At 61.6% G+C, this 12,861-nt stretch carries 10 protein-coding genes; 1 reads left to right on the top strand and 9 read right to left on the bottom strand.

Translation table 11 applies throughout. From position 1 onward, the window contains the following. Window positions 1–6: 6 nt before the first annotated feature. The 6 genes from ACF8EA_RS05265 to arcD (ACF8EA_RS05290) form a co-directional block, all read right to left on the bottom strand. Window positions 7–1,515, bottom strand: coding sequence for a sigma-54-dependent transcriptional regulator (locus tag ACF8EA_RS05265; RefSeq protein ID WP_003255078.1), 1,509 nt, complete (start codon window positions 1,513–1,515; stop codon window positions 7–9). A gap of 140 nt (window positions 1,516–1,655) precedes the next feature. Beyond that, a complete protein-coding gene (locus ACF8EA_RS05270) occupies window positions 1,656–2,024 on the bottom strand; it encodes a DUF5064 family protein (protein ID WP_103470112.1) in 369 nt (122 codons plus the stop codon). 55 nt (window positions 2,025–2,079) lie between these two features. Next, window positions 2,080–3,009, bottom strand: a complete 930-nt coding sequence (gene arcC, locus ACF8EA_RS05275) for a carbamate kinase (protein ID WP_028698087.1) — start codon at window positions 3,007–3,009, stop codon at window positions 2,080–2,082. 164 nt (window positions 3,010–3,173) lie between these two features. Further along, on the bottom strand, window positions 3,174–4,184 hold the full coding sequence (locus ACF8EA_RS05280; protein WP_003255074.1) for an ornithine carbamoyltransferase: 1,011 nt from the start codon (window positions 4,182–4,184) through the stop codon (window positions 3,174–3,176). Window positions 4,185–4,253: 69 nt separating this feature from the next. After that, complete coding sequence (arcA, locus tag ACF8EA_RS05285) at window positions 4,254–5,507, bottom strand: arginine deiminase (protein WP_021781892.1); 1,254 nt, start codon at window positions 5,505–5,507, stop codon at window positions 4,254–4,256. Between the two features lie 33 nt (window positions 5,508–5,540). Next, window positions 5,541–6,968 carry an arginine-ornithine antiporter gene (gene arcD, locus ACF8EA_RS05290; protein WP_021781893.1) on the bottom strand — a complete coding sequence of 476 codons (1,428 nt, stop codon included), beginning with the start codon at window positions 6,966–6,968 and terminating at the stop codon, window positions 5,541–5,543. Window positions 6,969–7,402: 434 nt separating this feature from the next. Between arcD (ACF8EA_RS05290) and arcD (ACF8EA_RS05295) the strand changes: the two genes are divergently transcribed. Then, the gene (gene arcD, locus ACF8EA_RS05295) at window positions 7,403–8,830 is read left to right on the top strand and encodes an arginine-ornithine antiporter (protein ID WP_392521231.1); all 1,428 of its coding nucleotides are present in this window, start codon (window positions 7,403–7,405) and stop codon (window positions 8,828–8,830) included. Here arcD (ACF8EA_RS05295) and ACF8EA_RS05300 read toward each other — a convergent pair. The 3 genes from ACF8EA_RS05300 to ACF8EA_RS05310 form a co-directional block, all read right to left on the bottom strand. Continuing rightward, window positions 8,810–9,223, bottom strand: coding sequence for a YbaN family protein (locus tag ACF8EA_RS05300; RefSeq protein ID WP_021781895.1), 414 nt, complete (start codon window positions 9,221–9,223; stop codon window positions 8,810–8,812). The two genes, arcD (ACF8EA_RS05295) and ACF8EA_RS05300, sit on opposite strands and share 21 nt — an antisense overlap. Window positions 9,224–9,277: 54 nt before the next feature. Continuing rightward, window positions 9,278–9,871 (bottom strand): biliverdin-producing heme oxygenase, encoded by a 594-nt coding sequence (locus tag ACF8EA_RS05305; protein WP_392521232.1) that lies wholly within the window; start codon window positions 9,869–9,871, stop codon window positions 9,278–9,280. Window positions 9,872–10,220: 349 nt separating this feature from the next. Beyond that, entirely contained in the window at window positions 10,221–12,809 is a 2,589-nt protein-coding gene (locus ACF8EA_RS05310; RefSeq protein WP_392521233.1) for a TonB-dependent receptor, read from the bottom strand. Window positions 12,810–12,861 lie beyond the last annotated feature (52 nt).

A 12,861-nucleotide genomic window follows, 5' to 3' on the forward strand; every position in this document is an offset into this window, starting at 1 on the left:
CGGGCGTCATGGTTTCCCGGGTATTCCATATTTACGCAGCCGCTGGGCGATAGCCGTGTGCGAAGTTTGCAAGCGCCCGGCCAGTTGTCGTGTTGACGGATAGCTGGCATACAGGCGCTGTAACAGCTCGCGCTCGAAATCACCCACGGCCTGTTCCAGGCTGGCCACTTCGCCATCTTGCCCGCGTGCCACCGAGGTGCCGGCGATGTCCAGGTCGCCGATATCCACCAGGTTGCCCTCGCAGATAGCCGCGGCGCGGAAGATCACGTTCTGCAACTGGCGCACATTGCCCGGCCAAGGGTTGGCCAGCAGTGCCGAATGGGTGGAGGGGGTTAGTCGACAGGCTGGGCGCTGGATCTGCGTGCACGCCTGCTGCATGAAGAAGTGCGCCAGCATCAGGATGTCCTGGCCACGGTCGCGCAGCGGCGGTACCTCCAGGTTAAGCACGTTCAGACGGTAGAACAGGTCTTCGCGGAAGCTGCCTTCGGCGACCATGCGTTCCAGATCGCGGTGGGTGGCGCTGATGATGCGCACATCCACCTTCACTTCGCGGTCGCCACCCACCCGGCGGAAGCTGCCGTCGCTGAGAAAACGCAGCAGTTTGGCCTGCAGGTATGGCGACATCTCACCAATTTCATCAAGGAATACGGTGCCCTGGTTGGCCAGTTCCATCAGCCCAGGCTTGCCACCTCGTTGCGCGCCGGTAAAGGCCCCGGGCGCGTAGCCGAACAGTTCGCTTTCGGCCAGGCTCTCCGGCAGTGCTGCGCAGTTCAAGGCCAGGAACGGGGCCGCGTGGCGGCTGCTGACGGCATGGCAGGCGCGGGCTACCAGTTCTTTGCCGGTGCCGGTCTCGCCATGCACCAGCAGCGGCGCATCGAGCGCAGCCACGCGTAAGGCACGGGCTTTGAGGGTGCGAATGGCCGGCGACTCGCCCAGCAAGGCATCGAAGCCTTCGGCGTGGTCGTGGTGCAGGGCCGACAGGCGTTCGCCCATGCGCGAGGGTGGGTACAGCGTCAGCAGGCCGCCGGCGTTGGTGATCGGCATGGCGTCCAGCAGCAGGCTATGGCCGTTCAGCTGCATCTCGCGCATGGGCAGGTGGAAGTTGTTGTCCAGCAGCGCTTGCAGCAGTGCGGGGTCGCCAAACAGTTCACCCACCGAGCGCCCGGCAGATTCGCGACCGCACAGTTCGATCAGCGCCGGGTTGGCCAACAGCACCAGGCCTGCGCTGTCCACCGCCAGCACCGGGTCGCTCATGGCGGCCAGCAGGGCATCGAGTTGCAGGTGGCGGCGCTGGCCTGGGAGGATGTCGACCACGTCCACCGATTGCACGCCGTGTACTTCGAACAGCGCGTCGTGCAGTTCTTCGAGTACGGCGGGGCTGAGGGTAGGGGCGTCGATGTAGACGTTCGGCGGGACCATCTCCACGGCGTCCAGGTTGAGGTTGCGGGCACCGAGCAGGGCGAGGACTTCCTGGGTGATGCCGACGCGGTCGATGAAGCTGACGTGGATGCGCATGGGGTTCGAACAGTTGGCAACGGAGGCCGCCAGTATGCCCTGAGACGGGGGTCAGGCCCAAGGTTGGCGGTGGCGTATTCGCGGGCGCGCCCGCTCCCACAGGATTGCTGCTGTAGGGGCGGGCTTGCTCGCGAAAAGGGTCACTCCAGATGTTCAGGTTTGATCGGGTCGCCCGATTTCACATCGAGCTTTTCGCGAATGTCCGCAAACATATGGTCATAGAGCTTGTGCGGCGAACTCAGGGTCTCGAATTTTTTCGGCGGCTTCAGATATGACTGCGCCTTGCGGGTCAGTAGCATGAGGAAGCTGGGCAAGACCTGGTCCTTTGCCAGGAAGAACTTTTCTTCCACCGTCTTGCCTTCGATGCTGCCATGCATGTGGAACTGAATACCTCTGCCTTCCTTGGGGTCCGACACAGCCTCGTACTCGATGCTCAGGTCATAGCTGTGGTCGGCGTTGTTCAGCGCAGTGCGCTCGATGTGTACATGACCGGAGTGATACTGGGCCATGGCTATCTCCTTTGGAAGGTCAAAAATGGCGGGCCGAGTAAGCCCGCCGACTGCATCAACGGTAGCTGATCCCCGGCTTCTCGGTGGAAACCCGAGTGCCGGCCGTGCCTTTGACGATGCCTTCGATGTTCTCCAGCGAACTGATCACCGCCACCTTGCCGGTGTTGCGGGCAAAGTCGCAGGCGGCCTGCACCTTCGGCCCCATGGAGCCGGCGGCAAACCCCAGCGTTTCCAACGCGTCCGGGTGGGCCTGGGCGATGGCCTTCTGCGTCGGTTTGCCCCAGTCAATGTAGGCTGCATCGACGTCGGTGGCGATAATCAGAAGGTCGGCTTCCAATTGCTCGGCCAGCAGCGCCGAGCACAGGTCTTTGTCGATCACCGCCTCGATGCCTTTGAGCTTGCCGTTTTCATCGTACATGGTGGGGATGCCGCCACCGCCTGCGCAAATCACGATGCTGCTTTTTTCCAGCAGCCACTTGATCGGGCGAATTTCGAAGATGCGCTTGGGTTTCGGGCTGGCTACCACGCGGCGGTACTTGTCGCCGTCGGCCTTGACCACCCAGCCCTTTTCCTTGGCCAGGCGCTCGGCCTCATCCTTGCTGTAAACCGGGCCGATGAATTTGGTCGGATCCTTGAAGGCCGGGTCGTTGGCGTCCACTTCCACTTGGGTGAGCAAGGTGGCGAAGGGCACCTCGAAGGCTAGCAGGTTGCCCAGTTCCTGTTCGATCATGTAACCGATCATGCCCTCGGTCTCTGCACCCAGCACGTCCAGCGGGTAGGCCTCGTCTGGCTTGTACGACAGGGCCTGAAGCGACAGCAGACCCACTTGCGGGCCGTTGCCGTGGGCAATGACCAGTTCGTTGCCAGGGTGAATCTTGGCGATCTGTTCGGTGGCGGTGCGGATATTGGCGCGCTGGTTGTCAGCGGTCATGGGCTCGCCGCGACGAAGCAGGGCGTTGCCGCCCAATGCAACAACGATACGCATGTGGAATGTCCTTTAGCGAAAGAATGAATGGACTGTCGCTGCACGGAGGCTGCGGAGTTCGCTGTGGGAGCGGGCATGCCCGCGAAGAGGCCAGACCTGACATCATCGATGATGTGGCTGACGCCTTCGCGGGCACGCCCGCTCCCACAGGGACTGCGGGCTACTTATAGATCCGCCAGGGTCGATACCAGGATCGCCTTGATCGTGTGCATGCGGTTTTCCGCCTGCTCGAAGGCGATGCACGCTGGCGACTCGAACACGTCATCGGTCACTTCGATGCCGTTTGCCAGGTCCGGGTATTGTTCGGCGATCTGCTTGCCTACCTTGGTGTCGGAGTTGTGGAATGCCGGCAGGCAGTGCATGAACTTGGTCCGCGGGTTGCCGGTGGACTTCATCAGTTCGGCATTCACCTGATAAGGCTTGAGCTGCTTGATGCGCTCACCCCAGGCTTCGATCGGCTCGCCCATCGATACCCACACGTCGGTATGGACAAAGTCGACACCCTTGACCGCGGCTTTCGGGTCTTCGGTGAGGGTAATGCGTGCGCCGCTTTCTTCAGCGTACTGTTTGCAGCGTTCGACCAGGTCGTCATGCGGCCACAGTGCCTTGGGCGCGGCGATGCGCACATCCATGCCCAGCTTGGCGCCGATCAGCAGCAGCGAGTTGCCCATGTTGTTGCGGGCATCGCCCAGGTAGGCGTAGCTGATGTCGTGCAGCGGCTTGTCGCTGTGCTCACGCATGGTCAGCACGTCGGCGATCATCTGGGTTGGGTGGTATTCGTCGGTCAGGCCGTTGAACACCGGTACGCCGGCGAACTTGGCCAGCTCTTCGACGATTTCCTGCTTGAAGCCACGGTACTCGATGGCGTCATACATGCGCCCGAGCACCCGGGCGGTGTCCTTCATGCTCTCCTTGTGGCCGATCTGCGAGGAGTTGGGGTCGATGTAGGTGACGTTGGCGCCTTGGTCATAGGCTGCCACTTCGAAGGCGCAACGGGTACGGGTGGAGGTTTTTTCGAAGATCAGGGCAATGTTGTTGCCCTTCAGATGCTGCTGCTCGGTGCCGGTGTACTTGGCGCGCTTGAGGTCGCGGGAAAGGTCCAGCAGGTAGCGCAACTCACGGGTGGTGTGGTGTTCCAGGCTGAGCAAGTTGCGGTTGTGAATGTTGAACGCCATGACAGTTTCTCCTTGAGTTCGGTGATGTCCCGGCCGCCACTTCATGGGTGCGGCCGGGCGTGATGGTCGTTAGTAGTCGATCGGGTCGCGCACGATCGGGCAGGTCATGCAGTGGCCGCCGCCACGGCCTCGGCCCAGTTCGCCGGCGCTGATGGTGATGACCTCGATGCCGGCCTTGCGCAGCAGGGTGTTGGTGTAGGTGTTGCGGTCATAGCCAATGACTACGCCCGGCTCGATGGCCACCACGTTGTTACCGTCATCCCACTGTTCGCGCTCGGCGGCGAAGCTGTTGCCGCCGGTCTCGACCACGCGCAACTGGACGCCCAGTTGCTCGCCCACCACTTCGATGAACGACTTGTTGATGCGGCGTACATCCATGCCGTAAGGCTTGCTTTCGTCCGGGCGGATGATGAATGGCACAATCTCTTTCACCACTTCCGGGAAGACCGTGACCAGATCGCGGTCGCAGAAGCTGAAGACAGTGTCCAGGTGCATGGCGGCGCGGGATTTTGGCAGGCCGGCGACGATCACTTCCTTGACGGCGCCCTTGGCGAACAGGTTTTGCGCCAGCTGGCCGATGGCCTGGCGCGAAGTGCGCTCGCCCATGCCGATCAGCACGATGCCATTGCCGATCGGCATCACATCACCGCCTTCGAGCGTGGCATTGCCATGGTCCTTGTCCGGGTCGCCATACCACACCTGGAAGTCGGCCTCGGTGAACTCCTTGTGGAACTTGTAGATGGCGGTGGTCAACAGGGTTTCCTGGCGACGCGCCGGCCAGTACATCGGGTTCAGCGTCACGCCGCCGTAGATCCAGCAAGTAGTGTCGCGGGTGAACTGGGTGTTGGGCAGTGGTGGCAGGATGAAGCTGGAGTGGCCCAGGTAGTCGTTGTACATCTTCACGACTTCGGCGCCTTCGCTCTGCGGCAGGTCCTGGCCTGCCACACCGCCGATCAGGAATTCGGCCAGGTGGCGTGGCTCAAGGCCTTCGAGCCAGCTACGCACTTCGTTGGTCAGGCCTACGCCGACGGTGTCAGGGGTGATCTTGCGGTCGAGGATCCACTTCAGGGCCTCTTTGTTTTGCACGATATCGGTCAGCAGGTTGTGCATCTCCAGCACATCCACGCCACGCTCGCGCATCTTGGTAACGAAGTCGAAATGGTCACGCTTGGCCTGGTCGACCCAGATCACGTCGTCGAACAGCAGTTCGTCACAGTTGCTCGGCGTCAGGCGCTTGTGCGCCAGGCCCGGGGCGCAAACCATCACTTTGCGCAGTTTGCCGGCTTCGGAGTGGACACCGTACTTCTGTTTTTCAGCGGACATGGTTTCATTCCTCCAATTGAGCGAAGACGTGGGTCAAAGGGTCAGGAAGCCGTCATACAGGCCATAGGCTGCCACCAAGGCGCCAATGACCACGGCTGCGAAGATCAGTTTTTCCACGTTGGTGAAGACCGGTTTGCCCACCTCACGCTTGGCTTTGGCGAACAGGATGGCGCCAGGTGCGTAGAGCAGGGCCGAGAGCAGCAGGTATTTCACGCCGCCGGCGTACAGCAGCCAGACGGCGTACAACAGGGCGATACCACCGATGATCAGGTCCTTCTTGCGTTCGGCCAGGGCCTGTTCGTAGGTTTCGCTGCGCAGTGCCAGCAAGAACGCATAGGCTGCCGACCACAGGTAGGGCACCAGGATCATCGAGGTGGCGAGGTAGATCAGGGACAGGTAGGTGCTGCTTGAGAACAGCGTGATGACCAGAAAGATCTGCACCATGGCGTTGGTCAGCCACAGGGCGTTGGCCGGTACCTGTTTGGCGTTCTCGCGGCGCAGGAACTCCGGCATGGTGTGGTCCTTGGCTGCGGCGAACATGATCTCGGCGCACAGCAGCACCCACGACAGCAGCGCCCCGAGCAGCGAGATGACCAGGCCGACGCTGATCAGTACCGCCCCCCAGTGGCCGACCACATGCTCCAGCACGGCAGCCATCGACGGGTTCTGCAGCTTGGCCAGTTCCGGTTGAGTCATGATGCCCAGCGACAGCACGTTGACCAACACCAGGAACAGCAGCACGGTCACGAAGCCGATCACCGTTGCCTTGCCCACGTCGGTGCGTTTTTCCGCCCGCGCCGAGAAGATGCTTGCGCCCTCGATGCCGATGAACACCCACACGGTGACCAGCATCATGTTGCGCACCTGGTTCATGACACTGCCAAGCTCTGGCGTGCCCACCGCCCAGATATCGGCGGTGAAGATGTCGAGCCTGAAGGCGAACAGGCAGATCAGGGCGAACAGCACCAGCGGTACCACTTTGGCCACAGTGGTGACCAGGTTGATGAACGCCGCTTCCTTGATGCCGCGCAGTACCAGGAAGTGCACCGCCCACAACAGGATCGATGCGCCAATGATGGCGGCTGGGGTATTGCCTTCACCAAAGATCGGGAAGAAGTAGCCCAGAGTGCTGAACAACAACACGAAGTAGCCGACGTTGCCCAGCCAGGCACTGATCCAGTAGCCCCAGGCCGAGGAAAAGCCCATGTAGTCGCCGAAGCCGGCCTTGGCATAGGCATACACCCCACCATCCAGATCAGGCTTTCGGTTGGCCAGGGTCTGGAACACGAAGGCCAGGGTCAGCATGCCGACTGCGGTGATCGCCCAGCCGATCAGCACGGCCCCAACCCCTGCGCTGGCGGCCATGTTTTGCGGCAGCGAGAAGATACCGCCGCCAATCATCGAGCCGACGACAAGTGCAACTAACGCGCCGAGCTTTAGTTTTCCGGATGAATCAGACATTTAACAACTCCTGCCAGGAGAAAGTTGACGACAGAATAGATCCGACGCCGCTGCCTTGAGCTGACTTGCGTCAGTTTAAGGCGCCGTAAAGGTAGGAAATTTCCTTCACGGGTGCTCCTGGAGAGTGCCGACAGCTTGGGCTGCAGGCCTTGAATGCTGGCACCTCCATGTACTTCTAGAGCAAACGCTCTGTTCAGCCTGCGATGCTTGAAATTAGCCGCTTTTGCCGCTTTAGCAAATTTTTCACAAGAAATTCGAGTTTTATCAGTTTCTTTTCCAGTTGCCGGACTGCTGCTAGTTTTGAGAGAGCAGGTACATAGACAAAGCAGTTATGAGTGATATAGGTTGAACCCACAGCTTCAGTATAAGTAATGATATTTATATAGCCCGCAAGGCTGTTTCAAACGCATGACAGGGTTTGAAGAAGGAGGCTCATGAGTGAACCGGGACAGAAGCTGCGCCTGGGCGCGCTGATCGCGCTGGTGGTCGGGTCGATGATTGGTGGCGGGATCTTCTCGCTGCCGCAGAACATGGCCGCGCGTGCCGATGTGGCCGCAGTGCTGATCGGCTGGGCGATCACCGCAGTCGGCATGCTGGCCTTGGCCTTCGTGTTCCAGACCTTGGCCAACCGCAAGCCGGAACTGGACTCGGGGGTGTATGCCTACGCCAAGGCCGGCTTTGGCGAGTACATGGGCTTTTCCTCGGCCTGGGGCTACTGGATCAGCGCCTGGCTGGGTAACGTCGGCTACTTCGTACTGCTGTTCAGCACCCTGGGTTTCTACTTCCCGGTGTTCGGCGAAGGCAACACACCCATCGCCATCGGTTGTGCCTCGCTGCTGTTGTGGTCGGTGCATTTTCTGGTATTGCGCGGCATCAAGGAGGCGGCTTTCATCAACCAGGTCACTACCGTGGCCAAGGTGGTGCCGTTGCTGATTTTTGTGGTGATCGCTGCATTTGCCTTCCGCGCCGACATCTTCACCCGGGATATCTGGGGCTTGAGCAACCCACAATTCGGCAGCGTGCTGGAGCAGGTGCGCAATATGATGCTGGTGACCGTATTCGTGTTCATCGGCATAGAGGGCGCCAGCGTGTATTCCGGGCGCGCCCAGCGTCGGTCAGACGTGGGCAAGGCTACCGTCATCGGTTTTCTTGGTGTGCTGGCGTTGCTGGTGCTGGTCAACGTGTTGTCGCTGGGCATCATGACCCAACCGGAACTGGCCGGGCTGCAGAACCCCTCACTTGCCTCGGTGCTGGAGCATATCGTTGGCCCCTGGGGCGCCTTGCTGATCAGCCTCGGCCTGGCGGTCTCGTTGCTTGGCGCTTTGCTGTCCTGGGCGCTGCTGTGTGCCGAGATCCTTTACGCTACGGCGCGGGACAAGACCATGCCGCGCTTTCTGGCCAAGGAAAACGCCAACCATGTGCCGGCTAACGCCCTGTGGCTGACCAACTGCATGATTCAGGGCTTCCTGCTGATCACGCTGTTTTCCGCCGGTACGTACACCAGTCTGATCTACCTGGCCTCGTCGATGATCCTGGTGCCCTACCTGTGGTCTGCGGCCTATGCCGTGCTGCTGGCGATGCGTGCAGAAACCTATGCCGGGCAGCCGAGGTTGCGGCGCAAGGACTTGCTGGTGGCGCTGGTTGCCCTGCTGTATGCCGTGTGGCTGCTGTATGCCGGCGGGCTCAAGTACCTGCTGCTTTCGGCGCTGCTGTACGCCCCCGGCGTCATCTTGTTCGCGAGGGCCAAGCATGAGCAGGGGCAGATGTTGTTCACGGCCTGGGAAAAGCTGATTTTCGCCGCCGTGCTGGTGGGTGCCGCGCTGGCGGCCTATGCCCTGTATTCAGGGCTGCTGAGCTTGTGACGGGGCAGGGCAGGCGTGCTCCGGGCGTGACCAGATCCACAGGTTGCCCAGGGTCATGCCGGCGATTGCCAGGAACACCGGCCAGTGGTGTTCCAGAAAGGTCAGCATCAGGCCCGCGCACAGCAGCATGCTGATGGTTGCGCTGACCTTGGCCCGGCGCTGGATAACCTTGCCGTTGCGCCAGTTATGCAGAATTGGCCCGAACAAACGGTGGTTCTCCAGCCATGCCGACAGGCGCGGTGAGCTGCGTGTGGCGGCCCAGGCGGCCAGCAGGATGAACTCGGTGGTCGGCAAACCAGGAATCACAATGGCGACCAGGCCCACCCCGAGGCTCACGTAGGCCAGGATTCCATACAACAGGCGGGCGAGTTTCGAGCGGGCTGGTTGGGTCATGTTCTCACTGCATAAAACGGTTCGGCCACCGGAGGGGTGGCCGGCTACGGCGTATCAGACCAGCGCGGCATCCGCAGCGTAGGCGTGCTTGAGCAGCTCGGTGAAACGCTCGAAAGCGGCCACTGCACCGCGTTCGGCAGCCGCTTCCTCTTCAGGCGAGAGCGCCAGGCCATCGAGGATGCGGGTGAACTGCTTCCAGCCTTCGGCACGGCCACCGGCGGGCTCGCCCAAGTGACGGGCACCGAAGCTGTCGGACAGCTGCAGGGCCACGGCACGCTTGATCAGAAACGCAGCGCCCAGTTTGGAGCCTTCGGAGACGAAGATCCAGCCCATTGCCTCGCCCAGGCTCGGCTTGCCTACGGCGCCCGGCACGGCGGCCGGTACTTCGGTGTCGAGGTCGGCGAGGTCCAGGCGGGCCTGGTCGGCACGGCAGCGCTCAGCCAGGTCAGGGACGATGGCGATCAGTTGAGGGTCGTTGTACAGGGCCTGCAGCTCGGACTGGAACAGGTATTGCGCGACGACGAAGCGGGCGAAACTTTCGCGGCTGTCGAAAGGCGCGTGGGATTTGACCAGGGCATCCAGCTCGGCGTGCGGGGTGTGGGTGATCTGGTTCAGGCGTTGGGAGCGCAGGGCTGGGCGTTCGGTCATGGGGCAGTCCTTGGAGAGGGGGCGTCTAGATACAAGACGAAACAGCGGGGGCGGGACAGTAAAAAAAGGGTGTTTTCAGATTGGTTATTGCAGCGCCTGAGAGATCGAGCGCCGCCCGCGCGGCGCATCGCGAGCGAAGCTCGCTCCTACATCTGTTTCGGGCCAATAACACCTGTGACCGCGCGCGCGACCGCCTTGTTGGTTCGACACAATACAGAGTCGGACACCAAGGGGCCGCGCGCATAAGGCGCAGGAATAACTGGCCCGAAACAGATGTAGGAGCGAGCTTCGCTCGCGATGCGCCGCGCGGGCGGCGCTCGATCTCACAACCAATGCACATTTAAAGCGATCAGATATCCCAAACCACATTGATACCGAAGTTGCGCCCCGGCATGGTCAGGCGGTCGATGTTGGCGGGCTGGGTCACAGCCGCTTCACCCTGGCCGTCGTAGCTGCGCACCGAATCCCACTGCCAGTATTTCTTGTCGGTAAGGTTGTACAGCCCGGCATTGATGGTGACGTCGTCGGTGACCTTGTAGTAGCCGGTCAGGTCCAGCACGCCGTAGCCCGGGGTACGGAACTTCGAGGTGGAACCGTCAGGCGAATAGAAGGTACTGTCGTCGACACGGGTCTTGCGCTTGACCAGCGTCCAGCTCAGCAAGCCGCCGTAGTTCTGCTGCTCGTAGCCCAGGCCGAATACGCCCTTGAGCGGGTTGACACTGTTCAACGGTTGACCGGTGTCATCGTTACGACCATAGGTGTAGGCAATCGAGCTTTGGGCATAGAGGCCCTGCGCTGCGCCGAAGTGGTCGAGGTTCAGGCGGCCCTTGAATTCGGCACCCTTGATCGTGGCGTGCTTGATGTTGTTGGCCTGGAAGGTCTGTTCCAGGTTGGCGCTTTGCACGGCATCTTCGTCGATGAAATCACGGTACTTGTTGTAGAACACTGCCACGTCGAAGTTGCCGGCGTCGAAGTTGCCACGCAGGCCGGTTTCGTAGCTTTTGCTCTTTTCAGGCTCAAGGTTCGGGTTGCCCTCCACGCGGTAGCCTTGGTCCAGGTTCTGGAAGCGGCCATACATGGCTTTGGCGGTCGGCGTGCGGAAGCCTTCTGCATACTGGCCGTACCAGGTGTAGTTGTCGTTGAAGGCGTAGGTCAGGCCGAACTTGGGCGAGACGCGGTGCCACTTCTTGTTCGAATCGTCCTGGGCGGTAGGCGCCGTACCGCTGGACTCCAGACCACGCAGGAATTCCTCCGTGAATTTGGGTTCCATGCGGGTGTAGTCGTAGCGCGCGCCGGGCATGAAGGTCCAGTTGTTCCAGCGGATTTCATCCTGCGCGAACAGGCTGTAGGTATTCACGGTCGGGTCCGGGAAGTCGCTGACCAAGGCCTGTCCGTCACGCGCGCTGTCCTGTCCGATGGCGGTACAGGTCCCACCGATATTCAGGCAAGTGCCGGTGCCGCTACGTGAACCCGTGACTTTCTCCTGTTTGAGTGTGGTGCCGTAGGTGAGCAGGTGGTCGGTTTGGCCGATGCTGAAGGCCTTGTCGAATTGGGCGTCGAATACCCACTGGCGATCCTTGTAGGTCGTCTGCCGGTCCCGAAACACTTGGCGTCCCGAGGCGACATACAGCTCATCGGTGCGTTGGTCGGTCTTCGCGATCTGGTAGTTGAGGCTCCATTTGACGTGATCTGCGACCACGCTATCGAGGTCGAATTCATGATTGAGGCCGAAGCGTTCACGGGTGATCGTGTCGTTGCCCTGGCGCATGCGGTACGAGTTCATGCCACCGAAGCCCGGAATGAACGGCCCACCCACCGCGCTGAGGATGTTCTGGTCGCGGTCATCCTTGTAGCGCTCGTAGGTGAACGCCAGGCGCGCGTCGTCGGCGTAGTTCCAGCCCAGCTTGGCCAGCACGTTGGTGGTGCGCACGTCCATCGGGTTGGCTTCGGTGCGTGACAGGCCGTCGCCACTGTGGCTGCCGTGGGTTTCGGACTCGTGGCCGTTGCGCTGGCTCAGGTGCAGCAGGCCGTCGAAATCACCCTGGCGGCCGGCGACGGTGGCGGAGGTCAGCCAGCTTTCGTCGGCCGAGCTGTAGCCGGTTTTCAGGCGTGCACCCACGTCTTTGCCGGGCTTGATGATGTCGTCAGGATCGAGGGTGAAGTAGCTCACCGCACCGCCGATGGCGTTGCTGCCATACAACACCGAGGCCGGGCCGCGGAGGATTTCCACACGCTTGACGATTTCCGGGTCGACGTAGTTGCGTTGGGTCTGGGCGTAAGGGCCGTAGAAGAAGCTGTCGGGGATCGACACGCCGTCGACTTGGGTGAGGATCCGCTCGCCGTCGATACCACGGATGTTGTAGCCGTTCAGCCCGCTGCGCTGGCCGGTTCCGGATACCGATACGCCCGGCTCGTAGCGCACCAGATCCTGGATGTTGTTCACGTTCTGCCGGTCCAGTTGCTCACGGGTCTGCACGCTGACAGTGCTGGGCACCTGGCTGACGTCCTGCGCGCTACGGGTGGCGCTGACGGTCACCTGCTGCAGCGCGATCACGTTGCTTGCGGTTTGGCGCTCCAGTACCACATTGCCGTTGCCGATCTTGCGAAAACTCAGCCCGGTACCCCGCAGCAGGCGTTTGAGGGCAGCGTCTGGCAGCAGCGAACCTTGTACACCTGGCGACGCCACGCCGTCGGCCAGTTCGGCGCTGAAGCCGACTTGCCAGCCGGTGACCTGGCTGAAGGCATTGATCGCCGACACCAGCGGTTGCTGGCCGATGTTGAAGCGGTAGTCGCCCATGCGCGGGCTGCTGGCCTGGGCCGGCTCGGCGGCCAGCGCCGGCAGGCTGCAGGCACCGCTTGCGAGCAGGGCAAGGGTCAACAGGGACAGTTGTCCTGTACGGCGGGGAAGGTTGGACGAGCGGGTAGGACCAGTGGACATCGGAAGCGCTCCCAGACGCGCGGGCTGTTATAGGTGATGGCTGTTCTCGTTC

This window comes from Pseudomonas sp. YQ_5 (genome assembly GCF_043103305.1).
Taxonomy (GTDB): domain Bacteria; phylum Pseudomonadota; class Gammaproteobacteria; order Pseudomonadales; family Pseudomonadaceae; genus Aquipseudomonas; species Aquipseudomonas putida_Y.

Bases quoted from the DNA above. Each gene is read 5' to 3' on its own strand.
- ACF8EA_RS05310 (WP_392521233.1), bottom strand. From the start codon at position 12,809: ATGTCCACTGGTCCTACCCGCTCGTCCAACCTTCCCCGCCGTACAGGA.
- ACF8EA_RS05280 (WP_003255074.1), bottom strand. From the start codon at position 4,184: ATGGCGTTCAACATTCACAACCGCAACTTGCTCAGCCTGGAACACCAC.
- ACF8EA_RS05265 (WP_003255078.1), bottom strand. From the start codon at position 1,515: ATGCGCATCCACGTCAGCTTCATCGACCGCGTCGGCATCACCCAGGAA.
- ACF8EA_RS05300 (WP_021781895.1), bottom strand. From the start codon at position 9,223: ATGACCCAACCAGCCCGCTCGAAACTCGCCCGCCTGTTGTATGGAATC.
- arcA (WP_021781892.1), bottom strand. From the start codon at position 5,507: ATGTCCGCTGAAAAACAGAAGTACGGTGTCCACTCCGAAGCCGGCAAA.
- arcD (WP_021781893.1), bottom strand. From the start codon at position 6,968: ATGTCTGATTCATCCGGAAAACTAAAGCTCGGCGCGTTAGTTGCACTT.
- arcD (WP_392521231.1), top strand. From the start codon at position 7,403: ATGAGTGAACCGGGACAGAAGCTGCGCCTGGGCGCGCTGATCGCGCTG.
- ACF8EA_RS05270 (WP_103470112.1), bottom strand. From the start codon at position 2,024: ATGGCCCAGTATCACTCCGGTCATGTACACATCGAGCGCACTGCGCTG.
- arcC (WP_028698087.1), bottom strand. From the start codon at position 3,009: ATGCGTATCGTTGTTGCATTGGGCGGCAACGCCCTGCTTCGTCGCGGC.
- ACF8EA_RS05305 (WP_392521232.1), bottom strand. From the start codon at position 9,871: ATGACCGAACGCCCAGCCCTGCGCTCCCAACGCCTGAACCAGATCACC.